This window comes from Streptomyces sp. NPDC001351, assembly GCF_042896045.1.
GTDB lineage: Bacteria > Actinomycetota > Actinomycetes > Streptomycetales > Streptomycetaceae > Streptomyces.
Genome location: NZ_JBIAWS010000009.1, coordinates 86494 through 112984 on the forward strand (window position 1 = coordinate 86494; position 26491 = coordinate 112984).

The window sequence follows — 26491 nt, forward strand, 5'->3', positions numbered from 1 at the left end:
TACGTGGATCCGGGGCGTCACGAGATGCCCAGCTGGTTGTCGATGAGGTGGAAGATCTCGTCGTCCGTGGCGGACTCGATGTTCGCGGCGGTGACCTCGCCGTCGGTCCCGCCGTCCGGGGCGGAGGCCTCCAGGGCGGTGAGGGCCTCGCGCAGGCGCCGGGTCAGCAGGTCGCGCTCGGGGGCACGCGGGGACAGCCCCGCGAGGCGTTCGAGGAACCGGTCGAGTTCGGCCGGCGACGCGGCCGGCCGGGCCGGGCGGGTGCGCTCGCCGACGGCCGTGCCGATGTGCCGGGCCAGCGCCTCGGGGGTGGGGTGGTCGAAGACCAGTCCGGCGGGCAGCCGCACGCCGGTCGCGGCGGAGAGCCGGTTGCGCAGTTCGACGCCGGTGAGGGAGTCGAAGCCGAGGTCCTTGAACGGGCGGCCCTGCTGGACCCGTTCGGCCGAGGTGTGGCCGAGGACGGCGGCGGCGTGGCTGCGCACGAGGTCGAGGAGGGCCCGGTGGGCGTCCGCCTCGGACAGCCCGCTCAGCCGGGTCATCAGGTCGTCGGCGGCCCGGCCCGCGGCCGCTTGGGCGGCGGCGCGCCGGCGCGGGGCGCGGACCAGGCCCGCCAGCAGCGGCGGGATCTCCTGGCCTCCCGTGCGCAGCGCGGCCGTGTCGAGCCGGGCGGCCAGCAGATAGTCGTGGTCGCAGGCTAGGGCGCGGTCGAACAGCGCGAGGCCCTCGGCGGAGGACAGCGGTGTGACGCCGCCGCGGTTCATCCTGCCGAGGTCGGCCTCGCCCAGGTGCCGGGTCATGCCCGTGCGCTCCTCCCACATGCCCCAGGCGATCGACAGCCCCGGCAGGCCCTCGGCGCGGCGCCGCCGGGCGAGTGCGTCCAGGGCGGCGTTGGCGGCGGCGTAGTTGGCCTGCCCCGCGCCGCCGAAGAGGGCTGCGCCGGAGGAGAAGAGCACGAAGGCGGCCAGGTCGCTGTCCCGGGTCAGTTCGTCCAGGACGAACGCAGCGTCGGTCTTGGGACGCAGCACCCGGTCCAGGTGCTCGGGGGTGAGGGAGTCGACCAGGGCGTCGTCGAGGACGCCGGCGGCGTGCACGACGGCGGTGAGCGGAGCGGTGGCCCGGGCGAGGACGGCGGCGAGGCCGTCGCGGTCGGCGGCGTCGCAGGCGGCGATCCGCACCTCGGCGCCGAGGACCGCGAGTTCGTCGCTCAGCTCGGCCGCGCCGGGCGCCTCGGGGCCGCTGCGGCTGGTCAGCAGCAGATGCCGCATGCCGTGCTCGGTGACCAGGTGCCGCGCGACGAGACGGCCGAGCGTGCCGGTGCCGCCGGTGATGAGGACGGTGCCGTCCGGGTCGGGCGTGCCGGGCAGCAGCAGGACGTTCTTGCCGGTGTGCCGGGCCTGGCTCACGTGCCGGAACGCCTCGGGGGCCCGGCGTACGTCCCAGCAGGTGAGCGGCAGCGGGGTGAGGGCTCCGTCGTCGAACAGGGCGACGAGGTGCCGCAGTAGCTCGCCGATCCGTTCCGGGCCGGCCTCTGCCAGGTCGTACGCCTGGTAGCGGACCCCGGGATGGGCGGCTGCCACGGCGTCCGCGTCACGGATGTCGGTCTTGCCCATCTCCAGGAACCGCCCGCCCCGGGGCAGCAGGCGCAGTGACGCGTCCACGAACTCCCGGGCCAGACAGTCCAGGACGAGATCGGCGCCCCGCCCGTCGGTGGCGGCCAGGAAGCGGGACTCGAAGTCCAGGGTGCGGGAGGAGGCGATGTGCTCGTCGTCGAGGCCGAGCGCGCGCAGGGTGTCCCACTTTCCGGGGCTCGCCGTGCCGTACACCTCGGCCCCGGCGTGCCGGGCGAGCTGCACGGCCGCCATGCCGACACCGCCGGCGGCGGAGTGCACGACGACCTTCTCCCCCGCCCGCAGACCACCGAGGTCGAACAGGCCGTAGTGGGCGGTGAGGAAGGCGACGGGTAGGGCGGCGGCCCGGGCGAAGGACCAGCCGGCGGGCATCGGGACGACGGTACGGCGGTCCGCCACGGCGACCGGGCCGAAGGCGGCGCCGAAGATACCGAACACGCGGTCGCCGGGGGCGAGGTCGCTCACCCCGGGCCCGGTCTCCAGGACCACCCCGGCGCCTTCACTGCCCAGGACGCGCTGGTCGGGGACGAGGCCGAGGCTGATGGCGACATCCCGGAAGTTGAGGCCGGCGGCGCGGACGGCGATCCGCACCTCGCCCTCGGCCAGCGGGGCGTGGGCGTGCGAGGCGGGCAGCAGGGCGAGCCCGTCGAGGCTGCCGTCGCCGGTGACGGCGAGGTGCCAGGCGGCGGTGTCGGCCGGCGCCGCCAGGACGGTGTCCCGGTCGGCCCGGGCCAGCCGAGGCGCCAGCACGGTCCCCTCGCGCAGCGCGAACTGGGTCTCTCCTGTGGCGAGCGCCCGGGGCAGGGCGTCCTCGGAGGCGGTGGTGCCGTCCAGGTCCACCAGCACGAAACGGTCCGGGTGTTCGGTCTGGGCGGCACGCACGAGCCCCCACACCGCCGCCTGCGCCGGGTCGGGCGCGGGGGTACCGAGGGCGGTGGAGACGGCGTGGCGGGTGACGACCGCGAGGCGGGCCTCGGCGAGGGCGGGCTCGGTGACCCAGCGGCGGACAAGGTCCAGGGCGTGACCTGTGAGCTTCCGGACGGCCCCGGCCCCGCTGTCGCTCTCGCTCTCGCTCTCGGTGTCGATGTCGGAGGGGCAGGACCACACGAGCAGCGCGGGTATCTCGTCGGCGTGGTCCGCGAGGCGCACCAGGAAGGCGTCGTCGAGCACCGCCGGATCCGCGGCCTCGGGCCCGTCGGCGGGGACCGGCGTCCACTCCAGCCGGTAGAGCCCGTCCCGGCCGGCGGCGGGTGTCAGGGCGCCCGGGGTCAGCGGGCGCAGGAGCAGCGAATCGGCGGACAGGACGGGCTCCCCCGCCGGGTCCCAGGCGTCGAGGGTGACCGCGTCGGGCCCTGCGGATCCGATCCGGATGCGCAGCGCGGCGGCCCCGGCGGCGTGCACCTCGACGCCGGACCAGGAGAACGGCAGCCGGGCCTGCCTGTCCTGCCCGGCGAGCAGCGCGGAGGCCTGGAGGGCGCCGTCGAGGAGGGCGGGGTGCAGCAGGTAGCGGGCGGCGTCGGAGGGCTGGTCGAGGGCGATGTCGGCGTAGACGTCGGTGCCGTGCCGCCAGGCGGCGCGCAGGCCGCGGAAGGCGGGGCCGTAGCCATATCCGGCTTCGGCGAAGCGGTCGTAGACGCCGGTCAGGTCGACCGGTTCGGCACCGGGCGGCGGCCAGGCCGCGGGCGCGGCGGCAGGAGCCGTACGGTCGCCCGTTCCGAGGGTGCCGGTGGCGTGCGGGGTCCATTCGGCGCCCGGGTCGCCTTCGGGGCGGGCATAGAGGCCGAAGGTCCGGCTGCCGTCGTCCTCGGCGGGCCCGACGCGCAGTTGCAGGTGGACGCCGTCGCGCTGGGGCAGGACCAGCGGTGTCTGCAGGGTGAGTTCGTCGACGACGGCGCTGCCGGCCTCGTCGGCGGCGCGCAGGGCGAGTTCCAGGAACGCGGTGCCGGGCAGCAGGTTCAGTCCGGAGACGACGTGGTCGGCGAGCCAGGGCTGGGTGCGGGCCGAGAGCCGTCCGGTGAGCAGGTGTTCGCCGGAGTGGGCGAGGTCGACGGACGCGCCCAGCAGCGGGTGGTCGGTGGCGCCGAGTCCGGCGGTGGCCACGTCGCCGCTACGGACGGGCACGTCCAGCCAGTAGCGGGTGCGCTGGAAGGCGTAGGTGGGCAGGTCGTCGGCCGGGGTGCCGCTGCCGGGGAGGGCGGCGGACCAGTCGACGGGCACGCCCTGGACATGGGCCTCGCCGAGCGAGAGCAGCAGCCGGTCGAGTCCGCCGTCGTCGCGGCGCAGCGACCCGACGACGAGGCCGCCCTCTGCCTCGTCCAGCACCTCCTGTACGGCGGCGGTGAGTACGGGGTGCGGGCTGGTCTCCACGAACGTGGTGAACCCGGACTCGGCGAGCGCCTGGACGGCCGGTGCGAACCGGACGGTGCCGCGCAGGTTGCGGAACCAGTAGTCGGCGTCGAGTTCGGGGCCTTCGAGCCAGTCGGCTTCCAGGCTGGAGTACATGCGGATACGGGCCGGTGCGGGACGCAACCCGGCCAGCGCGTCGTGGAGTTGTGCGCGCAAGGGGTCCATCTCGGCGGAGTGGGAGGCGTAGTCGACCTCGATCCGCCGGGCGCGGACACCGTCGGCCTCACATGCCGCGATCAGTTCGGCCAGCGCGGCCGCCTCGCCCGCGACCACCGTCGAGCGCGGGCCGTTCACCGCGGCGACGGACAGCCGCTCGCCCCAGGGCGCCAGCAGTTCGGCCGCGCGGTCGGCGGGCAGGGCCACGGATGCCATGCCGCCGCGGCCAGCGACGGCCCGCAGCAGCCTGCTGCGCAGGGCGACGACCTTGGCGCCGTCCTGAAGGGAGAGTGCCTCGGCGACCACGGCGGCGGCGATTTCGCCCTGGCTGTGTCCGAGGACGGCGTCGGGCTCGACGCCGTACGCCCGCCAGGCCGCGGCGAGGGAGACCATGACGGCGAAGAGGGCGGGCTGGACGACGTCGACGCGTTCCAGGTCGGCCGCGCTGCCGAGGACTTCGGTCAGGGACCAGTCGACGTGCGGCGCAAGGGCTGCCTGACAGTCGGCGAGGGCCGAGGCGAACACGGGGCAGGTGTCGAGGAGTTCGAGCGCCATGCCGGTCCACTGGGCGCCCTGGCCGGGGAAGACGAAGACGGTACGGCCGACCGGTCCCGCGGCGCCCTGGGCCGTGCGGGGCCAGGGGTTGTCATCGGCCAGGGCGCGCAGTCCGGCGGTCAGCTGCTCGCGGTCGCCGACGAGGACGGCCCGGTGCTCATGCCGGGTGCGGCCGGTGGCGAGGGTGCGGCCGACGGCCGCGAGGTCGGCCTCGGGGTGGCTCTCGGCGTAGACGGAGAGGAGTTCCGCCTGGGCGCGGAGGGCTTCGGGGGTGTGGCCCGAGACGGTCCAGGGGACGGGCGGCCCGTCCGGGCCCGCCTCGGCGGGGAGTTCGGGGCCCGGGGACTGTTCCAGCACGAGATGGGCGTTGGTGCCGCTCATGCCGAACGAGGAGACGGCGGCGCGCCGCGGCCGTCCGGCGTCGGCGGGCCATTCCCGCGCGTCGGTCAGCAGCTCCACCGCGCCCGCCGACCAGTCGACCTGTGACGACGGCTCGTCCACATGCAGGGTCTTGGGGAGCAGCCCGTGTCGCAGCGCCTGGACCATCTTGATCACGCCGCCCACTCCGGCAGCCGCCGAGGTGTGCCCGATGTTCGACTTCAACGACCCGAGGTACAGGGGCTGTTCGCGGTCCCGTCCGTAGGTGGCGAGCAGCGCCTGCGCCTCGATCGGGTCGCCCAGCCGGGTCCCCGTACCGTGCCCTTCGACGACGTCCACGTCCGCCGGCGTCAACCGGGCGTCGGCCAACGCCGCCCGGATGACCCGTTGTTGAGCCGGACCGCTGGGAGCTGTCAGCCCGTTGCTCGCCCCGTCCTGGTTCACCGCCGACCCGCGTACCACCGCCAGCACCCGGCGCCCGGCGGCCCGTGCGTCCGACAGCCGCTCCAGTACGACGACGCCGACCCCCTCGCCGAAGCCCGTGCCGTCGGCGGCGTCGGCGAAGGCCTTGCAGCGGCCGTCGGAGGCCAGTCCGCGCTGCCGGCTGAACTCCACGAAGAGCTCGGGGCTGGACATGACGGTGACGCCGCCCGCCAGCGCGAGGGTGCACTCGCCGGACCTGAGGGCCCGTACCGCAAGGTGCAGGGCGACCAGCGAGGACGAGCACGCGGTGTCCACGGTCACCGCCGGACCTTCCAGACCGAGGGTGTAGCTGACCCTGCCGGACAGGACGCTGCCCGAGTTGCCGGCGCCGAGGAAGCCCTCGACCTCCTCGGGGATGTGGGGCAGCAGCCGGGCCGCGTAGTCCTGGTGCATGACGCCGACGAACACACCGGTCGGGGTGGCACGCAGGGTGCTCGGGTCGATGCCCGCGCGCTCCAGCGCCTCCCAGGACGTCTCCAGCATCAGCCGCTGCTGCGGGTCCATGGCCAGCGCCTCGCGCGGCGAGATCCCGAAGAAGCCCGCGTCGAACTCGCCTGCCGCGTCGAGGAATCCGCCTTCGCGCACGTACGACGTGCCGTGGCGTTCGCCGTCGGGGTCGTGGAGGGCGTCGAGGTCCCAGCCACGGTCGGCGGGGAAGGCGGCGATGCCGTCGGTGCCGGAGGCGACGAGGTCCCACAGGTCCTGCGGGGAGCGGACGCCTCCCGGGTAGCGGCAGCCCATCGCGACGACGGCGATGAGGTCGTCGTCGTCCGTCGCGGCCCGGGGCACGAGGGCGGCGGGCGTCTCGGCCGTGCCGGTCAGCTTCTCGTCGAGGTGGGCGGCGAGGGCCTCGGGGTTGGGGTGGTCGAAGACCAGGGTGGCGGGCAGCCGCAGCCCGGTGGCGGTGCCGAGCCGGTTGCGCAGCTGGACGGCGGCCAGCGAGTCGAAGCCGAGGTCGCGGAAGGCGCGCCCGGCCTCCACGGCCTGCCCGGAAGCGTGGCCGAGGACCGCGGCTACCTGTTCGCGCACCAGGTCCAGGAGTTCGCGTCGGCGCCCGGGGCCGTCCAGCGCGGCGAGCCGGCGGCTCAGCGCCGGCCTGTCGTCGCCGGGGCCGTCGGTGGCGGCCTGCGGTCGGGCCGGGGCGCGGACCAGGCCGTGCAGCAGCCGGGGTACGGGATCGGCGGCGGTCCGGCCGCGCAGGGCGGCGGTGTCCAGGCGCAGCGCGACCAGGTGCGGCGCGTCCACGGTGAGCGCGCTGTCGAGCAGCGCCAGGCCCTCGTCGACGGTGATCGGACGCATGCCGGAGCGGGCGATGCGGCGGACCTCCTCGTCGCCGAGGTGGCCGGTCATGGCGCTGCGCTGCTCCCACAGGGTCCAGGAGATCGACTGCCCTGCCAGGCCGCGGGCGCGCCGGTGGTGGGCGAGGGCGTCGAGGAAGGCGTTGGCGGCGGCGTAGTTGCCCTGCCCGGGGCCGCCGAACGTGCCGGCCGCGGAGGAGAAGAGCACGAACGCGGCGAGGTCGTGGTCCTCGGTCAGGCGGTGGAGGGTGAGCGCCGCGTCGGTCTTCGGCCGCAGCACGGCGTCGACGCGGTCGGGCGTGAGGGATTCGATCACGCCGTCGTCGAGGACTCCGGCCGCGTGGATCACGGCCGTCAGGGGGTGGTCCGCGGGCACGCCGGCCAGCAGCTCGGCCAGTTGCCCGGGGTCGGCCGCGTCGCAGGCGGCGATCCGCGCGTCGGCGCCGAGGGCGGCGAGTTCGTCGCGCAGTCGGGCGGCGCCGGGGGCGTCGGGGCCGCTGCGGCCGGCGAGCAGCAGATGCCGTACTCCGTGGTGGCGTACCAGGTGGCGGGCGACATGTCCGCCGAGGAGGCCGGTGCCGCCGGTGATCAGCACGGTGCGGTCGGGGTCCAGGACGGGCGCCCGGTCGTCGTCCCGCGCCGGGGTCCGGGCCAGGCGCGGTGCGCACCAGTGGCCGTCCCGCAGGGCCAGCTGCGGTTCGTCACAGGCTTCCAGTACGGCGACCAGGGCGGCCGGGCCGATGTCGCTCCGGTCGGTGTCCACGAGGTGGAAGCGGCCGGGGTGTTCGGACTGGGCGGAGCGGACCAGCCCCCAGACGGCGCTCAGCGGCAGGTCGGTGACGTCGTCGCCGGGGTGCGCGGCCACTGCTCCCCGGGTGATCAGCACCAGCCGGGAGCCGGCCCGGCGCTCGTCGGCGAGCCACTCCTGGAGAAGGGCGAGAGCGTCGTGGACGGCACGGTGGGTGTCGTCGGCGGGGGCGAGTTCGGCCAGGACGAAGTCCGCGTCCCGGGAGTCGTCGAGGCGTGCCCAGCCGGCGCGGGCCGGTCCGGTCGCCGGGGCGAGGGGCGTCCAGTCCAGGCGGAAGAGCGCGTCGTGGTGGCGGGCCGGGCCCTGAAGCGCGTCGGGGGCGGCCGGGCGCAGGCCGAGGGAGGCCACGGACAGGACGGGCTGTCCGGCCGGGTCGTAGGCGTACAGCGCCATGCTGTCCTGGCCCGTCGGGGTGATCCGCAGGCGCAGACGGGTCGCGCCCTGGGCGTGCAGGGCGGCCCCGGTCCAGGTGAACGGCATCCGGCCGCCGCCCGCGCCGATCAGGCCGGTGGTGTGCAGGGCGCTGTCCAGCAGGGCGGGATGCAGTCCGAAGAGGCCGGCGTCGCTGTGCCGGTCGTCCGGGAGGCTCGCCTCGGCGAAGTACTCCTCCCCCAGGCGCCATACCGCGTTCAGGCCCTGGAAGGCCGGACCGTAGGCGAAGCCGCCCGCGGCGAACCGCTCGTAGATGCCGGTGATGTCGACCGGTTCGGCGCCGGGCGGCGGCCAGTGCGTGAGCGGCTCGGCCGGAGCGGCGGGGGCGGTGGACAGGACGCCGGTGGCGTGCGGGGTCCACTCGTCGGCGTCGTTGTCGTCGGGCCGGGAGTGCACGGTCAGCGGGCGGCGGCCCTCGTCGTCCGGTGCGCCGACGGTCAGTTGGAGGGCGACGCCGCCCGTCTCGGGCAGGCGCAGCGGGGCGTGCAGGGTGAGTTCCTCGACCTGGCCGCAGCCCACCTGGTCGGCGGCGGCGACAGCGAGTTCGAGGAAGGCGGTGCCGGGCAGCAGGGCACTCTCCCCCACCGTGTGGTCGGCGAGCCAGGGGTGCGTGCGGGTGGACAGACGGCCGGTGAGCACCTGACCCGTGCCGTCGGCGAGGGAGACCACGGCGCCGAGCAGCGGGTGGTCGGCGGCGGCCAGGCCGGCGGATGACATGTCGCCCTGCGGCGCCGAGGTGTCCTCCAGCCAGTACCTGCGGCGCTGGAAGGGGTAGGTCGGCAGGTCGACGCGCTCGGGGGCCGGGCCGGTGTGGGCCGCGGTCCAGTCGACGGGCGTACCGGCCGCATAGAGTTCGCCGACCGCGGCGAGGAACCGGTCCCGGCCGCCGTCGTCCCGGCGCAGGGTCCCGGTGACGACGGTGTCCTCGGCGTCGGCCGCTCGGGCCGTGTCCTCCATGGGGAGGGTGAGCACCGGGTGGGGGCTCACCTCCAGCAGGATGCGGTGGCCCGCGGCCAGCAGCCCCCGGGTGGCGCGCTCGAATTCCACCGTGGTGCGCAGGTTGCGGTACCAGTAGTCGGCGGTCAGCAGTTCCCCGTCGACCGGCTCGCCGGTGACGGTGGAGTGGAAGGGGATGTCGGCCGTGCGGGGGCGGATGCCGTCCAGCAGTCGCAGCACCTCGTCGCGGATGCGTTCGACGTGCGGGCCGTGCGAGGCGTAGTCGACGGGGATGCGCCGCACGCGCAGGTCCCGTGCGGTGAGTTCGGCGAGGAAGGCGTCCAGGGCGGCCTCGTCCCCGCAGACCACCGCCGAGGCAGGTCCGTTGACGGCGGCGAGGGACAGTCCGTCGCCGCGGTCGGCGAGCAGCGCGCGCACCTCGTCCGCCGGGAGGGGGACGGAGGCCATGCCGCCCTGGCCGGCGAGCGTCCGCAGTGCGCGGCTGCGCAGCGCGACCACGGCGGCGCCGTGCTCAAGCGACAGGGCCCCGGCGACGACGGCGGCGGCGATCTCGCCCTGGCTGTGTCCGGCGACGGCGGCCGGTTCGACGCCGTAGGAGCGCCAGAGCGCGGCGAGGGACACCATCACGGCGAACAGGGCGGGCTGGACGACGTCCACCCGGTCGAGACCGGGCGCGCCCGGCGTGCCGCGGATCACCTCGTCGAGCGAGAAGTCGACGTGCGGCGCGAGGGCGTCGGCGCAGGCCGCGAAGCGGTCGCGGAAGACGGGCTCGGTGTCGAGGAGGGCCGCCGCCATTCCGGTCCACTGGGAGCCCTGGCCGGGGAAGACGAAGGCGATGTCGCCACCGGTGCCGGGCTGCGAACGGTGGTCCTCGGCAAGGGCGTTCAGGGTGTCGACGGCCGTGTCGCGGTCGGCGGCGACGACGAGGGCCCGGTGCTCCAGCGCGGCCCGCCCGGTGGCCAGGGCGTGGCTCACGGCGGTGAGGGGCTGCTCGGGGTGGGCCGCCAGGTGGGCGGCGAGCTGCCGGGCCTGGGCGCGCAGTCCGTCGCCGTTGCGGGCGGAGAAGGGCAGGGGTACCGGGAGGGCGGTGTCGGCGGCGGGCGTGCCCAGGTCGGCCGGGTCGCCCTGTTCGAGGTCGCCCTGTTCGAGGATGACGTGCCCGTTGGTGCCGCTGATGCCGAAGGAGGAGACGGCGGCACGGCGCGGGCCTCCCGTCCGCGGCCAGGGTGCGACCTCGGTGACCAGGCGGACGGCGCCGGAGGACCAGTCGACGGCCTGGGTGGGCCGCTCGGCGTGCAGGGTGGGCGGTACGGTGCCGTGCCGCATGGCCATGACCATCTTGATGATCCCGCCCACGCCGGCGGCGGCCTGGGTGTGGCCCAGGTTGGACTTCAACGAGCCCAGCAGCAGCGGCCGTTCACGCTCGCGTCCGTAGGCGGCGAGCAGCGCCTGGGCCTCGATGGGGTCGCCCAGCGGGGTGCCCGTGCCGTGCGCCTCGACGACGTCGACCTCGGCCGGGGCGAGCCGCGCGTCGGCGAGGGCACTCCGGATGACGCGCTGCTGGGCGGGCCCGTTGGGGGCGGTCAGGCGGCTGCTGGCGCCGTCCTGGTTGACTGCGGTGCCGCGGACGACGGCCAGCACGGGGTGGCCGTTGCGGCGGGCGTCCGAGAGGCGTTCGAGGAGGAGCATGCCGACGCCCTCGCCCCAGCCGGTGCCGTCGGCCTCGGCGCTGAAGGACTTGCTGCGTCCGTCGGCGGCGAGTCCGCCCTGCCTGCTCATCTCCACGAACGGCACCGGCGTCGACATCACCATCGCGCCGCCCGCCAGGGCCAGTCCGCACTCCTGCCGGCGCAGCGACTGGCAGGCGAGGTGCAGGGCGACCAGGGAGGACGAGCAGGCGGTGTCGACGGTGACGGCGGGGCCCCCCAGACCGAAGGTGTAGGCGAGGCGCCCGGAGGCGACGCTGTCGGAGGTGCCGCTGCCGATGTATCCCTGGATGTCGTCCGGAACGTGGCGCAGGCGCAGGGCGTAGTCCTGGTACATGACGCCGACGAACACGCCGGTGTCGCTGCCGCGCAGCCCGGCCGGGTCGACGCCGGCCCGTTCGAACGCCTCCCACGTGGTCTCCAGCAGCAGCCGCTGCTGCGGGTCCATCGCCAGGGCCTCGCGCGGGGAGATGCCGAAGAAGGCGGGGTCGAAGTCGGCGGCGCCGGTGAGGAAGCCGCCCTCGGCGGCGTAGGTGGTGCCCGGGCGCTCGCGGGCGGGGTCGTGCAGCGCCTCCACGTCCCAGCCGCGGTCGTCGGGGAATCCGGCGACGGCGTCGGTGCCGGTGGCCACCAGGTTCCACAGGTCCTCGGGTGAGGTGACCCGGCCCGGGTAGCGGCAGGCCATGCCGACGACGGCGACGGGCTCGTGCTGCCGGGCCTCGACCTCTTCCAGCTGCCGCCGGGTGCTGTGCAGGTCGGCGGCGACCCGCTTGAGGTACGCGCGGAGCTTGTCGTCGTTCACCGTGCCGTCCGTCACTGGGCACCGTCCTTCGAGCGGGGGGCGGGGGGTCGCGGGGTCGCGGATGCGGGTCGGCCGGTCACGACGTGCCCAGCTCGTTGTCGATGAAGTCGAAGAGGTCGTCGTCGCTGGCCAGGTCGAGACGGTCCTGAGCCGTCTCGCCGGCCGTCGGGCGCAGCGTGCTGAGCAGGGTCTGGAGGCGGGCGAGCAGTTCCGGACTCGGCTCCGCGCCGGCGAGGGCCGCCTCCAGCAGGCCGAGTTCGGCCAGTCCGGTGGTGGCGCCCGTGGCGGCCCCGGGTGTCTCGGGGAGGAGTTCGGTGGCGAGGTGGGCCGCGATGGCCGCCGAGGTCGGGTGGTCGAAGAGCAGGGTGGCCGGGAGCCGCAGCCCGCAGGCCGCGCCGAGCCGGTTGCGCAGTTCGACGGCGGTGAGCGAGTCGAAGCCCAGGTCCAGCAGGCCTCGTTCGGCGTCCACGGAGCCGGGCCCGGAGTGTCCGAGGACGGTGGCGGCGTGGGTGCGTACCAGGTCCAGCAGGGTCCGCGTCCGCTGGGCCTCGGTCTGCCCGGCGAGCGTGCGGCGCAGCGCGTCCGCCGCGCCGGGCGCGGCCGTCTCGCCGGTGGCGGCGGTGCGGCGGGCGGGTGCGCGGACGAGTCCGCGCAGCAGGGCCGGTACGCCGCCGGGTCCGGACTGGGCGGCGAGCGCGGCGGTGTCCAGGCGCAGGGGCAGCAGCGCGGGCTCACCGGTGGCGAGCGCGGCGTCGAACAGGCGGGCGCCCTCGTCGGGCGGGAAGGCGAGGATGCCGCCGCGGGCGATGCGCCGGAAGTCCGCCTCGTCCAGGCCGCCGCTCATACCGCCCTTGTTGGCCCACAGGCCCCAGGCCAGCGAAGCGGCGGGCAGTCCGAGCGAGCGCCGGTACTGGGCGAGGCCGTCCAGGTAGGCGTTGGCGGCAGCGTAGTTGCCCTGCCCCATGCCGCCGAAGACGCCGGCGATGGAGGAGAACAGCACGAAGGCCGACAGCTCGGCGTCCGCGGACAGTTCGTGCAGGTTCCAGGCGGCGTCCGCCTTGGGTCGCAGCGCGGTGTCGAGTTGCTGCTGCGTCATCGCGTCGACGACACCGTCCGCGATCACGCCCGCCGCGTGGACGACCGCCGTCAGGGGCCGGCCGCCGGGGATGCGGGCCAGCAGCGCCGCGAGCGCGTCCCGGTCGGCGGCGTCGCAGGCCACGACCTCGGCCTCGGCTCCCCGTTCCGCCAGCTCGGCGACGAGTTCGGCGGCGTCCGCTGCCGCCGGTCCGCGCCGGCTGGTGAGCAGCAGGTGCCGTACACCGTGCTCGGTGGCGAGGTGACGGGCGATCACGGCGCCGATGGCTCCCGTGCCGCCGGTGATCAGAACGGTGCCGGAGCCGAAGTCCGGGGCGTCGCTCTCTCCCGTGTCGGGGACGTGCGCGAGCCGGGCCAGGTGGACCTGGCCGTCCCGCAGCGCCAGTTGGGGTTCGCCCGTGGCGACCGCGGCGGCGAGCGCCGTGTCGGAGGCTTCGGTGCCGTCGAGGTCGACGAGGACGAACCGGCCCGGGTTCTCGGTCTGGGCCGAGCGCACCAGGCCCCAGACGGCGGCCTGTACGGGGTCCGGTGCGTCGTCGCCGAGGCCGGTGCCGACCGCGTTCCGGGTGAGCAGGACGAGGGCGGCGCCGCTCAGCGCCTCCTCGGCGAGCCACTCCTGGACCAGGGCGAGGGTGCGCCCGGTGACCTGGCGCACGGCCTCGGCCTGGCCCACACCGGCCGCCGGGACCGGAGCGGCCACGAGGACGAAACCGGGCCGTACGGCCCCGTCGGAGACCTCGCGGGCGAGCCCTGCCGGGCCGGCGGCGGTACGGGTGATGCCGTGGGCGGGTTCCTGCGCGACGAGTGCCCAGCCGTCGTCCGGGGTGAGCGGTGCCGGCACGGGTGCGGTGGGCCACTCGACCCGGTAGAGGTCGTCGTGGTGGCCGGAGCGGGCGGCGGCCACCTGGTCGGGGGCCACCGGACGCAGGCGCAGGGAGCCGACGTCGGCGACCGGGCGCCCGGTGGGGTCGGTGACCAGCACGGCCATCGCGTCGCGGCCCGTGGGGCGCAGCCGGATGCGCAGGGCGGTGGCGCCCGTGGCGTGCAGGCGCGCTTCGTTGAAGGAGAAGGGCAGCCAGCCCTGGTCGGTGCCGTCGAGGACACCGAAGGCGAGCGCGTGCAGGGCGCTGTCCAGCAGAGCGGGGTGCAGTCCGAAGCGGGTGGCGTCGGCCTGGGTGCCGGACGGGAGTTCCGCCTCGGCGTACACCTCGTCGCCGACGCGCCACACCGACCGCAGCCCCTGGAAGGCGGGGCCGTAGCCGAAGCCGTCCTCGGCGGACTGTTCGTACAGCCCGTCCAGCGCGACGGGTGCGGCGCCCTGCGGCGGCCACTCGGTGAGGGGCTCGGGCGGGGCGGCGGACGCGGTGGAGAGCAGGCCGCCCGCGTGCCGGACCCAGGGTCCGTCGGCCGGCCGGGAGTGCACCGAGAACGGACGGGCGCCGGAGGCGTCGGGCGCGCCGACCGTGATCTGGAGGGTCACCCCGCCCCGCTCGGGCAGCACCAGCGGGGCCTGCAGGACGAGTTCGTCGATCTGGTCGCAGCCGGCCTCGTCGCCGGCCCGCAGCGCGAGTTCGAGCAGGGCGGTGGCGGGGACGAGGACGGTGCCGTAGATCCGGTGGTCGCCCAGCCAGGGGTGGGTGTGCAGCGAGATCCGGCTGGTGAACAGGTACCCGTCCGAGTCGGCGAGCGGGACGGCCGCGCCCAGCAGCGGGTGGTCCGCCGCCTGGAGGCCGAGGGCGGTCGCACCGCCTGCCGGGGCGGTGGCCTCCAGCCAGTACCGCTCGCGCTGGAAGGCGTACGTGGGCAGGTCGGCCCGGCGCGCGCCGGTGCCGCGGAACACGGCCGGCCAGTCCACGGCCGTACCCCGCACGCTGAGGTGACCGAGAGCGGTGGTGACGGCGTGATCGTCGGGGCGGTCCTTGCGCAGCAGGGGCACCAGGGGTCCGGCCGCGGTCGGGTCGGCCGGCTCGGGAAGGCAGTCGCGGCCCATCGCGCTGAGCGAGCCGTCCGGGCCGAGTTCGAGGTACGTCACGGCGCCCTCGGCGGCGAGGGTGCGCATGCCGTCGTGGAAGCGGACCGTCTCGCGTACGTGCCGTACCCAGTACTCGGCAGAGGTCAACTGCTCCGTGGTGGCCAGGGTGCCGGTGACGTCGGAGACGATCGGCACGGTGGGTGCCCGCAGGTCGAGCGAGTCCACGACCCGGCGGAACTCGTCGAGCATGTCGTCCATCAGCGGGGAGTGGAAGGCGTGGCTGACCGTCAGGCGCCGCGCCTTGCCGCCCGCCGCCTGCCAGCGCCCGGCGATGTCCGTGACGGCGTCCTCGGCGCCGGAGACGACGACGGAGGCGGGGCCGTTGACGGCGGCCAGGGCGACCCGGTCGGCGTGGTCGGCGAGCAGCGGCCGCACGTCCGCCTCGGAGGCGGTGAGCGCGACCATGGCGCCGCCCTCGGGGAGGGCCTGCATGAGCCGGCCCCGGGCCGCGACCAGAGCGGCCGCGTCGGCTGCCGACAGGACACCCGCCACGTGCGCGGCCGAGATCTCGCCGATGGAGTGGCCGAACAGCAGGTCGGGCTCGACCCCCCAGTGGGCGGCCAGCCGGAACAGGGCGACATGCACGGCGAACAGGGCGGGCTGGGTGTACTCCGTCCGGTCCAGCAGCGCCGCGTCGGGGGATCCGGCGGGCGCGAACACGATGTCCCGCAGGGGCCTTTCGAGCAGCGGGTCGAGTACGGCGCACATCGCGTCGAAGGCGTCGGCGAACACGGGTTGGCCGGCGTAGAGTCCGGCGGCCATGCCGGGCCGCTGGCTGCCCTGGCCGGAGAAAAGGAACGCGGTCTTTCCGGTGACGGCCGTGCCGCGCAGCACGCCGGGCCCGTCCGTTCCGTGGGCGAGGGCGCTCAGCGCACCGGTGAGCGCGGGGCGGTCCTCGGCCACGAGCGCGGCCCGGTGTTCGAACGCGCCACGGGCGGTGGCCAGGGTGCGGGCGATGTCGGTGGCGGCGAGGCCGGGGTGGGCGTCGAGGTGGTCGAGGAGCCGCTCGGCCTGGGCGCGCAGGGCTTCGGGGCTGCGGGCCGAGAGCAGCCAGGGCACGGCCGTGCCGTCGTCCTGTGTGCTCTCCCCTGTCTCCTCGGCCGGTTCGGCCGGCTCGGGGACGTGTTCCAGGATCGTGTGCGCGTTGGTGCCGCTGACGCCGAACGACGAGACGGCGGCCCGGCGGGGGTGGCCGTTGTCCGGCCAGGGGGTGTCCTCGGTCAGCAGGGACACCGCGCCCGCCGACCAGTCGACGAACGGGGTCGGCGCGTCGACGTGGAGGGTGCGCGGCAGAACGCCGTGCCGCATGGCGAGGACCATCTTCTGCAGGCCCGCGATGCCGGCGGCGGCCTGGCTGTGGCCGATGTTGGACTTGAGCGAGCCGAGCAGCAGCGGCCGGTCGGCGGACCGTTCCTGACCGTAGGTGGCGAGCAGGGCCTGCGCCTCGATCGGGTCGCCGAGCCGGGTACCGGTGCCGTGTGCCTCGACCGCGTCCACCTCGGCGCCGGTCAGTCCGGCCGAGGCGAGCGCCTGGCGGATGACGCGCTGCTGAGAGGGGCCGTTGGGGGCGGTGAGGCCGTTGCTGGCGCCGTCCTGGTTGACCGCCGAGCCCCGTACCAGGGCCAGCACCGGGTGCCCGTTGCGGCGCGCGTCGGACAGCCGCTCCAGCAGGACCAGACCGGCGCCCTCGGCCCACGCGGTGCCGTCGGCGGCGGCGGCGAACGGCTTGCAGCGGCCGTCGGCCGCGAGGCCGCGCTGCCGGCTGAACTCGATGAACGCGTCGGGCCTGGCCATCACCGTGACGCCGCCCGCGAGGGCCAGGGAGCACTCGCCGCCGCGCAGCGCCTGGGCGGCGAGGTGCACCGCGACGAGCGAGGAGGAGCACGCCGTGTCGACGGTGACCGCCGGTCCCTCCAGGCCGAAGGTGTAGGCGACGCGCCCGGAGGCGACGCTGCCCGCGCTGCCGATGCCGAGATAGCCCTCGATCTCCTCGGTGGGCTGCTGGACGCGGGAGCCGTAGTCGCGGTAGCTGGAGCCGACGTAGACCCCGGAGCGGCTGCCCTTCAGGGACGTCGGATCGATACCGGCCCGTTCGAACGCCTCCCAGGCCAGCTCCAGCAACAGGCGCTGCTGCGGGTCGATGGCGACGGCCTCGCGGGGCGAGATGCCGAAGAAGGCGGGGTCGAACCGGTCGGCGTCGTACAGGAAACCGCCCTCGCGGGCGTAGGTGCGGCCGACGGCGTCCGGGTCGGGGTCGTAGAGCTCCTCGAGGTCCCAGCCGCGGTCGGTGGGGAAGGCGGAGATCGCGTCGGTGCCGAGGGACACGAGCCGCCACAGGTCCTCGGGGGTGGTGACACCGCCCGGGAAGCGGCAGCTCATGGCGACGACGGCGATGGGGTCGTCGTCGGCAGGGACGGCTGCGGCGGCAGGGGTGCCGGGGGTGGCCGACTCGGGCTCCGCGCCCCACAGTTCACCGCGGATGTGCTCGACGAGGGCGGTGACGGTCGGGTGGTCGAAGACCAGGGTCACCGACAGCCGGAGGCCGGTCGCCTCGGCGAGCCGGTTGCGCAGGTCGACGGCGGTCAGGGAGTCGAAGCCGAGGTCCTTGAAGACGCGGTCGGGCTCGATCGCGCCGGGGTCGGGATAGCCGAGCACGGCGGCGACCTCGGTGCGCACGACGCGTTCGAGTGCGGCGAGCCGTTCGGCCGCGGGAAGGCCGGTCAGGGGGTTCGCGTCCGTGCCCGCGGTGTCGACAGGGAGGGTGCGGGCGGCGGGCAGGTCGCGCAGCAGGGCGCTGGGGCGCAGGGCGGTGTAGGCGGGCAGGAAACGTTCCCAGGCGAAGGCGCACAGCACCGGCCGGGTCTCGCCGTCGGCCAGGGCCCGGCCGAGGGCGGTGAGCGCGAGCTCCGGCGGCATGGGGGGCAGGCCGTTGCGGACGAGTTGCTCGCTGGCGGCACCCGCCGCGCTGTCCCCGGCCCACAGGCCCCAGGCGACGGAGGTGGCGGGCAGGCCCCGGGCGCGCCGCTGCTCGGCGAGGGCGTCGAGGAAGGCGTTGGCGGCGGCGTAGCTGCCCTGTCCGGTGCCGCCGAGGGTGCCGGCGAGCGAGGAGAACAGTACGAAGGCGGTGAGGTCGAGGTCCCGGGTGAGTTCGTCCAGGTTGAGGGCGGCATCGAGCTTGGGCCGCAGCACGGTGGCCGTCCGCTCGGGGCTGAGGGTGTCGAGGACGCCGTCGTCGAGGACGCCGGCGGTGTGCACGACGGCGGTGAGCGGACGGTCGTCCGGGACGGCGGCGATCAGCGCGGCGAGGGCGTCACGGTCGGCGGCGTCGCAGGCCACGACCCGGGCCTCGGCGCCCAGTTCGGCGAGTTCCTGGACCAGTGTCGCGGCGCCGGGCGTGTCGGCGCCCCGCCGACTGGTGAGCAGCAGGTGCCGGGTGCCGGCGGAGGCGAGCCGGCGGGCGACGTGGGCGCCGAGCGCGCCGGTGCCGCCGGTGATCAGCACCGTGCCGGTGGGCGCCCAGGGCGTCGCCTCGGTCTGCGGCGCGGGAGGCGCCTGTTCGAGCCTGCGGCCGAAGGCGCCGGAGGCGCGGATGGCGATCTGGTCCTCGCCGTCGGCGCCCGCGAGGACGGCGGCCAGGCGGGTACCGCTGCGGTCGTCGGGCTCGGCCGGCAGGTCGATGAGGCCGCCCCAGCGCTCCGGGTACTCCACGCCGGCGACCGCGCCCAGTCCCCAGACGGTCGCCTGGAGCGTGCTGGTGAGGGCGTCGGAGCGGCCGACGGAGACCGCTCCGCTGGTCGCGCACCACAGGGGCGCGGCGATCGAGGCGTCGCCGAGTGCCTGGAGCAGGGAGGTGGTCAGGGCGAGTCCGGCCGGCAGCGACGTGCCGGTGGCGTACGGCTCCTCGGCCAGGGCGGCCAGGGACAACAGCCCGTCGGGGGCGCCGGATTCGCGCAGGGTGCGCAGGCGGGCGGTGAGCGTGTCACGGTCGGTTCCGTCGGGCGCGAGCTCCACGGTGACGGTGGTGGCACCGTGCCGGCCCAGTGCCCGCAGAACACCCGCGGTCACGGGATGCCCCGCCGCCGTGGAGGGGACCAGGACCCACCAGGTTCCTGTGAGGGCCGGTGTGCCGGACGCCAGGGTGAGGGGCTTCCAGCCGACGCGGTGGCGCCAGCCGTCGATCGTGGTCCGGCTCTGCCGGTCGCGCCACCAGTCGGCGAGCGCCGGCAGCACTCCGCTCAGACCGGCGCGGGCCGCCTCGTCGGCCTCGGGCAGTCGCAGGGTGTCGGCCACGGCGGGCAGGTCCCGGCGTTCGACGGCGTCCCAGAAGGTCGCATCCACGGGTTCCCCGGTGTGTGCGCCGGCCGTGGCCGCGGTCGTTTCGAGCCAGTACCGCTGCTGTTGGAAGGCATACGTGGGCAGGTCGGCGTGACGGGCTCCGGTGCCCTCGAACGCGGGCCGCCAGTCGACGGGGACACCCCGGACATGGGGCTCTGCGAGCGAGGTCAGGAAGCGGTCGAGGCCGCCCGCGCCGGTCTGCAGGGTGCCGGTGACGCAGCCCGTCCCGCCCGCCGCGTCCACGCTCTGCTGGAGCCAGACGGTGAGCATGGGGTGCGGGCTCGCCTCGACGAAGGTGTCGTACCCGGCGGTGGTCAACGAGGTGACGGCCCGATGGAACTCGACCGGTTCGCGCAGGTTGCGGTACCAGTACCCGGCGTCGAGGGTCAGCGGGTCCAGCGGGCCGCCGGTGACGGTGGAGCAGAAGGCGATGTCCGTGGCGCGCGGGGTGACGTCGGCCAGCGCGTCGAGGATCTCGGTGCGCAGGGCGTCCACCTGGGGCGAGTGACCCGCGAAGGTGACGCCCGGGATGCTCCAGCTGAGACTGCCGTCCTCGGCCAGCCGTTCGCCGATCTCCTCCAGTGCCCCGGGGTCGCCGGAGAGGGTCACGGACGTGGGCCCGTTGACGGCGGCGACGGCGACGCGGTCGCTGAAGTCGCTGATGCGCTCGCGCAGTTCGTCGGCCGGCAGCGCGGCGAACAGCATCGTGCCGTGCCCCACCAGCGGGATCAGGGCGCGGCTGCGCAGGGCCACGACCTTCGCCGCGTCCTGAAGGGTCAGCGCCCCGGCGACGCAGGCCGCGGCGATCTCGCCCTGGCTGTGTCCGACGACCGCGGCGGGTTCGATGCCGTACGAGCGCCAGAGCGCGGCCAGCGACACCATCACGGAGAACAGCACGGGCTGGACCACGTCCACCCGCTCCAGCGGCGGGCTGCCGGGCTCCTCGCGCAGCACGTCGGTCAGGGACCAGTCGACGTACGGGGCAAGGGCGCGTTCGCAGTCGGCGATGCTCTGGGCGAAGACGGGCGCGGTGTCGAGGAGTTCGGTGGCCATGGCGGACCACTGGGAGCCCTGGCCGGGGAAGACGAAGACGGTGCGGCCGGGTGCGGTGGCCGTGCCCCGGACCACGGCGGGGTGGGTTCGCCCGGCGGCGAGCGCGGCCAGGCCGTCGAGGAGACCGTCGCGTTCGGTGCCGACGACGACGGCCCGGTGCTCGAACGCGGAGCGTCCGGTTGCCAGGGTCAGCCCGATGTCGGCCGGGCGCAGTTCCGGCCGTTCGGTGGCGTGGGCGTACAGGTGCTCCGCCTGGTCGCGCAGGGCCTGTTCGGTGCGGCCCGACAGGGTCCAGGCGGTCGCGACGGGTGGCTGGCGGTCGGTGTGCCCGGCGGGTTCCTCGGCCTGCTCGACGATGACATGCGCGTTGGTGCCGCTGAGGCCGAACGACGAGACTCCGGCGCGGCGCGGGTGTCCGTTCGCCTCCCAGGGCCTGGCCCGGGTCAGGAGTTCCACCGCGCCCGTCGACCAGTCGACGTCGGGCGTGGGTTCGTCGGCGTGCAGGGTGCGGGGCAGGACGCCGTGGCGCATCGCCTGGACCATCTTGATGATGCCGCCGACACCGGCGGCGGCCTGGCTGTGGCCGATGTTGGACTTCAGGGAGCCGAGCAGCAGCGGCCGGTCGGCGGGCCGGTCCTGGCCGTACGTGGCGAGCAGGGCCTGCGCCTCGATCGGGTCGCCGAGCCGGGTGCCGGTGCCGTGCGCCTCCACCGCGTCGACTTCGGCGCCGGTCAGTCCGGCCGCGGCCAGGGCGCTGCGGATGACGCGCTGCTGGGCGAGTCCGCTGGGGGCGGTGAGGCCGTTGCTGGCGCCGTCCTGGTTGACCGCCGAGCCGCGCACGAGGGCCAGCACCGGGTGCCCGTTGCGGCGTGCGTCCGAGAGGCGTTCGAGGAGAAGCAGTCCGGCTCCTTCGGCGATGCCGAAGCCGTCCGCGCCGGCGCCGAAGGACTTGCAGCGACCGTCCGCCGCGAGGCCGCGCTGGCGGCTGAAACCGGTGAAGGACAGGGGGGTGCCCAGTACGGTGGCGCCGCCCGCGAGGGCCAGCGTGCACTCGCCCGACCTGAGTGCCTGGGCGGCCAGATGGACGGCGACCAGGGAGGAGGAGCAGGCGGTGTCGACGGTGACGGCCGGCCCTTCCCAGCCGAAGGTGTAGGCGATGCGGCCGGACAGGACGCTGGTGGAGATCCCGGCGATGAGGTGGCCCTCCACCTCTTCGGGGACGGCGCCCTGTCCTCCATAGCCCTGGTAGGCGGCGCCGGTGAAGACACCGACCTGGGTGCCGCGCAGGGTGGCGGGGGCGATCTGGGCGCGCTCCAGGGTCTCCCAGGCGATCTCCAGCAGGAGGCGCTGCTGGGGGTCCATGGCCAGGGCCTCGCGCGGCGAGATGCCGAAGAAGGCGGGGTCGAAGCGGCCCGCGTCGTGCAGGAAACCGCCGTCGGTGCTGTAGGTGGTGCCGGCGCGGTCCGGGTCGGTGTCGTAGAGCCGGTCGAGGTCCCAGCCACGGTCGGCGGGCGGTCCGGAGACGGCGTCGCGACCCTCCTCCACCAGCCGCCACAGGTCCTCGGGGGTGCGTACGTCTCCGGGATAGCGGCAGCCCATGGCGACGACGGCGATGGGGTCGTCGGGGTCGGCGGCCACATGGGCGGGGACGGCTGCCGCCGGGGCGTCGGGGCCGAGCAGTTCCTCGCGCACATGGCGGGCGAGGGCGGTGGCGCTGGCGTAGTCGAACAGGACGGTCACGGGCAGCCGCAGTCCGGTGGCGGTATTGAGCCGGTTGCGCATCTCGACCGCGGTCAGGGAGTCGAAGCCGAGTTCGCGGAAGGCCCTCTCGGGCTGGACCGCGTCGAGGGAGTCGTGGCCCAGGACGGCGGCGGCGTGCTCGCGGACGAGGTCGGTCAGCAGCCGGTCGCGCTCGGCGGGGGCGAGCGGGGTCAGCCGTTCACGGAGGGAGGAGGTACCGCCCTCGGTGTCGGGCCGGGGCGCGGTCTCCTCGGCGAGGGCACGGCGCACGTCCGGGAGGTCGCCGATGAGGGGGCTGGGCCGGGCCGAGGTGAAGACGGGGGCGAAGCGGTCCCAGTCGACGGCGGTGACGAGTTCGACGGCCGGATCGTCGGCGAGGACCTGGCCGAGCGCGGTCAGCGCGGTCGCGGGCCGCATGAACGGGATGCCCCGGCCGCGCAGTTGCTCCTCGACCAGGTTGGCGGCCATGCCGGCGCCGCCTTCGGGGTCCCAGATGCCCCAGACGACGGAGGTGGCCGTGCGGCCCCTGGCCCGCCGCTGGTCGGCGAGCGCGTCGAGGTAGGCGTTGGCGGAGGCGTAGGCGCCGTGGTCGCCGCTGCCCCAGACGCCGGAGATGGAGGAGAACAGCACGAAGGCGTCGAGGCCGTCGCGGTCGAAGAGGGCGTCGAGGTTGGCGGCCCCGGCGACCTTGGCGTACAGGGTCTCGGCGAACTCCTCGGGGTCGGTGTCGCGCAGCGGCACGAGCAGGCCGGTGCCGGCGGCGTGCACGACCGTCGTGATCGGGCCGTCGTCGTCCTCCAGTTCCCGCACCAGTGCGGCCAGCGCGTCGCGGTCGGCGACGTCGCAGGCGGCGACGGTGACCCGGGTGCCGTCGGCCCTGATGGCGTCGGCGAGTTCGGCCGCTCCGGGTGCGTCGACGCCCCGGCGGCCGGCCAGCACCAGGTGCTCGGCGCCGCGGTCGGCCAGCCACCTGGCCAGGTGTGCGCCGACGCCACCGGTGCCGCCGGTGACCAGGACGGTGCCGCGGGCACGCCAGTCGCCCCGGTCCGCGGGGTCGGTGGTACGGCTGCGTACCAGGCGCCGGGCGTAGGCGCCGCCGGCGCGCAACGCGATCTGGTCCTCGCCGTCCCAGCCGGCCAGGGCGCGGCACAGGCGGGACCCGAAGCGTGCGTCGGGTGTCTCGGGGAGGTCGATGAGACCGCCCCAGCGCTGCGGGTGTTCCAGGGCGGCCACCCGGCCCAGACCCCACACCAGGTACTGGGCCGCGTTGGTGACGGCGTCGCCGCGGCCGGTGGTCACCGCCCCCCGGGTGGCGCACCACAGGGGGGCCTCCAGGCCGGCGTCGCCGAGGGCCTGGACCAGGCTCAGCGTGAGCGCCGTGCCGAGCGGGAGGTGCGGGCGGTCGGGGCAGGGCCGCTGGTCCAGGGCGATCAGGGACAGCACGCCCTGCACCGGGCCCGCCTCCTCGACGGCCCGGCTCAGCCGGCCGGCGATGTCCGCGCGGTCGGCCCGGGTACCGGTGCCGCCGAGGACCACGGGCACCGGGGCGGCGCCCGCCTCGCGCAGGGCCTTCAGGCAGGGGTGTGCGTCGACCGCCTCCGTGGTGGCGACCAGCCAGGTGCCGTCGAGGGTGGCCGGGCGTGCGGCCGGGACGTCGGCGAGCGGATGCCACTCGACGCGGTAGCGCCAGGAGTCGACGGTGGTCTGCTCGTCGCCGCGGGTGCGCCAGTCGGCCAGGGCGGGCAGGACGGCGGAGAGCGGGGCCTGCGGGTCGACGCCCAGGGTCGTGGCGAGCCCGGTGAGGTCCTGCTCCCGCACGTTCTCCCAGAAGGCGTCCTGCAGCGGATCCGCCGCGGCGGCGCCGCCCCCGGTGTCGGCCGGTTTGCGCTGCAGCCAGTACCGGTCCCGCCGGAAGGCGTAGGTGGGCAGGTCGACCGGCCGCTCCGGCCGGCCCGCGAAGAGGGTGTTCCAGTCGGGGGCGAGGCCGCCGGTGTGGGCCTCGGCCAGAGAGAGCAGGAAGCGGTCGGCCCCGCCCTGGTCGCGGCGCAGGGTGCCGACGGCTACGGCGTCAATCCGCGCGGCCTCGGCGGTCTGGTCGATCGCCATGGTCAGCACGGGGTGCGGGCTGGACTCGACGAAGAACCTGAAGCCCTCTGCGAGCAGGGCGCGGGTGGCCTCCTCCAGCCGTACGGTCTGCCGCAGATTGCGGTACCAGTAGTCGGCGTCCAGGGTGCCGGTGTCCTGCCAGCGCAGGTCGACGGTGGAGTAGAAGGGGATCTGTCCGGTGGTGGGGCGGATGTCGGCCAGGCTCTGAAGGAGGCGTTCGCGGATCTGCTCGACGTGCGGGCTGTGGGAGGCGTAGTCGACGGGGATCCGGCGCGCGCGGATGTCGGCTGCCTGGAGTTCGGCCACGAGTCCGTCGACCGCTTCGGGGTCGCCGGACACCACCACCGAGGCGGGGCCGTTGACAGCGGCGACCGACAACCGGTCCTCCCACCGCTCCAGATGGACCGTCAGCTCGTCGGCGGCGAGCGGTATCGCGGCCATGCCGCCGCGCCCGGCCAGCTCGACGAGGGCGCGGCTGCGCAGGGCGACGACCTTGGCGCCGTCCTGAAGGGAGAGTGCCCCGGCGACCACGGCGGCGGCGATCTCGCCCTGGCTGTGTCCGAGGACGGCGTCCGGCTCGACGCCGTGCGCCCGCCACAGTTCGGCCAGGGACACCATCACCGCGAAGAGGGCGGGCTGGACGACGTCCACGCGCTCCAACTCCGCGGCGGAGCCGAGGACTTCCGTGAGGGACCAGTCGATGTACGGGGCGAGGGCCGTCGCGCAGGCGGCCATCCGCTCGGCGAACACCGGTGAGGCCTCGAGGAGTTCGCGAGCCATACCGGTCCACTGGGCGCCCTGTCCGGGGAAGACGAAAGCGACCCGTCCCGAGGCGCGCACCGTGCCCTGCACCAGCCCGGCGAAGGTGCCCCCGGCGGCCAGCGCGGTGAGCCCGGCCCGGAACCCGTCCGCCGAGTCGGCGACCACGACGGCGCGGTGCTCGAAGGCCGAGCGGGTGGTCGCCAGGGCCCGCGCGACGGCGGCGGTGTCGACGGTGTCGGCCGCGTCGTCCAGGGCCTCCAGCAGGCGCCCGGCCTGGGCCGCCAGCGCCTCTTCGGTACGGGCGGAGACGATCCAGGGCACAGCCGTGAGCGGCATGCCCTGCGGGTCGGACTCGGCGTCCTCCGCCCGGGGGGCCTCCTCGATGATCACGTGGGCGTTGGTGCCGCTGACGCCGAAGCCGGAGACGGCGGCGCGGCGGGGCCGGTCGGGGTCGGCCGGCCATTCCCGTGCCTCGGTCAGCAGCTCCACCGCGCCCGCCGACCAGTCCACCTGCGACGACGGGGCGTCCACGTGCAGGGTCTTCGGAAGCACCCCGTGCCGCAGCGCCTCCACCATCTTGATCACGCCGCCCACCCCGGCCGCCGCCGAGGAGTGGCCGATGTTGGATTTCAACGACCCCAGCCAGAGCGGCCGTTCACGCCGCTGCCCGTAGGTGGCGAGCAGCGCCTGTGCCTCGATCGGGTCGCCCAGCCGGGTCCCGGTGCCGTGCGCCTCCACCGCGTCCACGTCGCCCGCCGACAACCGGGCGTCGGCCAACGCGGCCCGGATGACCCGCTGTTGAGCCGGGCCACTGGGCGCCGTCAGCCCGTTGCTCGCTCCGTCCTGATTGACCGCCGTGCCCCGCACCACCGCCAGCACCCGGCGCCCGGCGGCCCGTGCGTCCGACAGCCGCTCCAGTACGAGCACTCCCAGCCCCTCGGACCAGGAGGTGCCGTCGGCGCCGTCGGCGAAGGCCTTGCAGCGGCCGTCGGGTGCCAGGGCGCGCTGGCGGCTGAAGGCGACGAAGGGGTCGGGGTGGGGCATGACGGTGACGCCGCCGGCGAGGGCGAGGCTGCACTCGCCGGCCCTGAGGGCCCGTACCGCGAGATGCAGGGCGACCAGCGAGGACGAACACGCCGTGTCCACGGTCACCGCGGGACCCTCGAGACCGAGTGTGTAGGAGACGCGGCCGGAGATCACGCTGCCCGCGGTGCCGGCGTGCAGCAGTCCCTGGACGTCGGGCCGGTCGCGGGAGTCGTCGCCGTAGTCGTTGGTCATGGCGCCGATGAACACGCCGGTGGGGCTGGAGCGCACGGAGGCGGGGTCCATGCCGGCGCGCTCCAGCGCCTCCCAGGAGGCCTCCAGCAGCAGCCGCTGCTGCGGGTCCATGGCCAGCGCCTCGCGCGGCGAGATGCCGAAGAAGCCCGCGTCGAACTCCCCCGCCTCGTGCAGGAATCCGCCGTGCCGGGTGCAGGAGGTGCCGGGATGGTCGGGGTCGGGGTCGTAGAGGGCGGAGGTGTCCCAGCCGCGGTCGGTGGGCCACTCGGAGATGGCGTCCCGGCCCTCGGCGACCAGGTCCCACAGTCGTTCGGGGGTGTCGGCGCCGCCGGGGTAGCGGCAGCTCGTGGCCACGATCGCGATCGGCTCGTGCCGGGCGTCCTCGGCCTCGCGCAGTTCGCGGCGCGCCTCGCCGAGGTCCGCGGTGGCCCGCCTGAGGTAGTCGAGGAGTTTCTTTTCGTCAGACATGGTGGCGCGCTCC

At 75.5% G+C, this 26491-nt stretch carries 2 protein-coding genes; both read right to left on the bottom strand.

The genetic code is table 11. The features are described 5' to 3' along the window. Positions 1 to 17 precede the first annotated feature (17 nt). Positions 18 to 11624 (bottom strand): SDR family NAD(P)-dependent oxidoreductase, encoded by an 11607-nt coding sequence (locus ACFY1U_RS31210; protein ID WP_390697470.1) that lies wholly within the window; start codon positions 11622 to 11624, stop codon positions 18 to 20. 61 nt (positions 11625 to 11685) lie between these two features. After that, a complete protein-coding gene (locus tag ACFY1U_RS31215) occupies positions 11686 to 26478 on the bottom strand; it encodes a type I polyketide synthase (RefSeq protein ID WP_390697471.1) in 14793 nt (4930 codons plus the stop codon). Between the last annotated feature and the right edge of the window lie 13 nt (positions 26479 to 26491).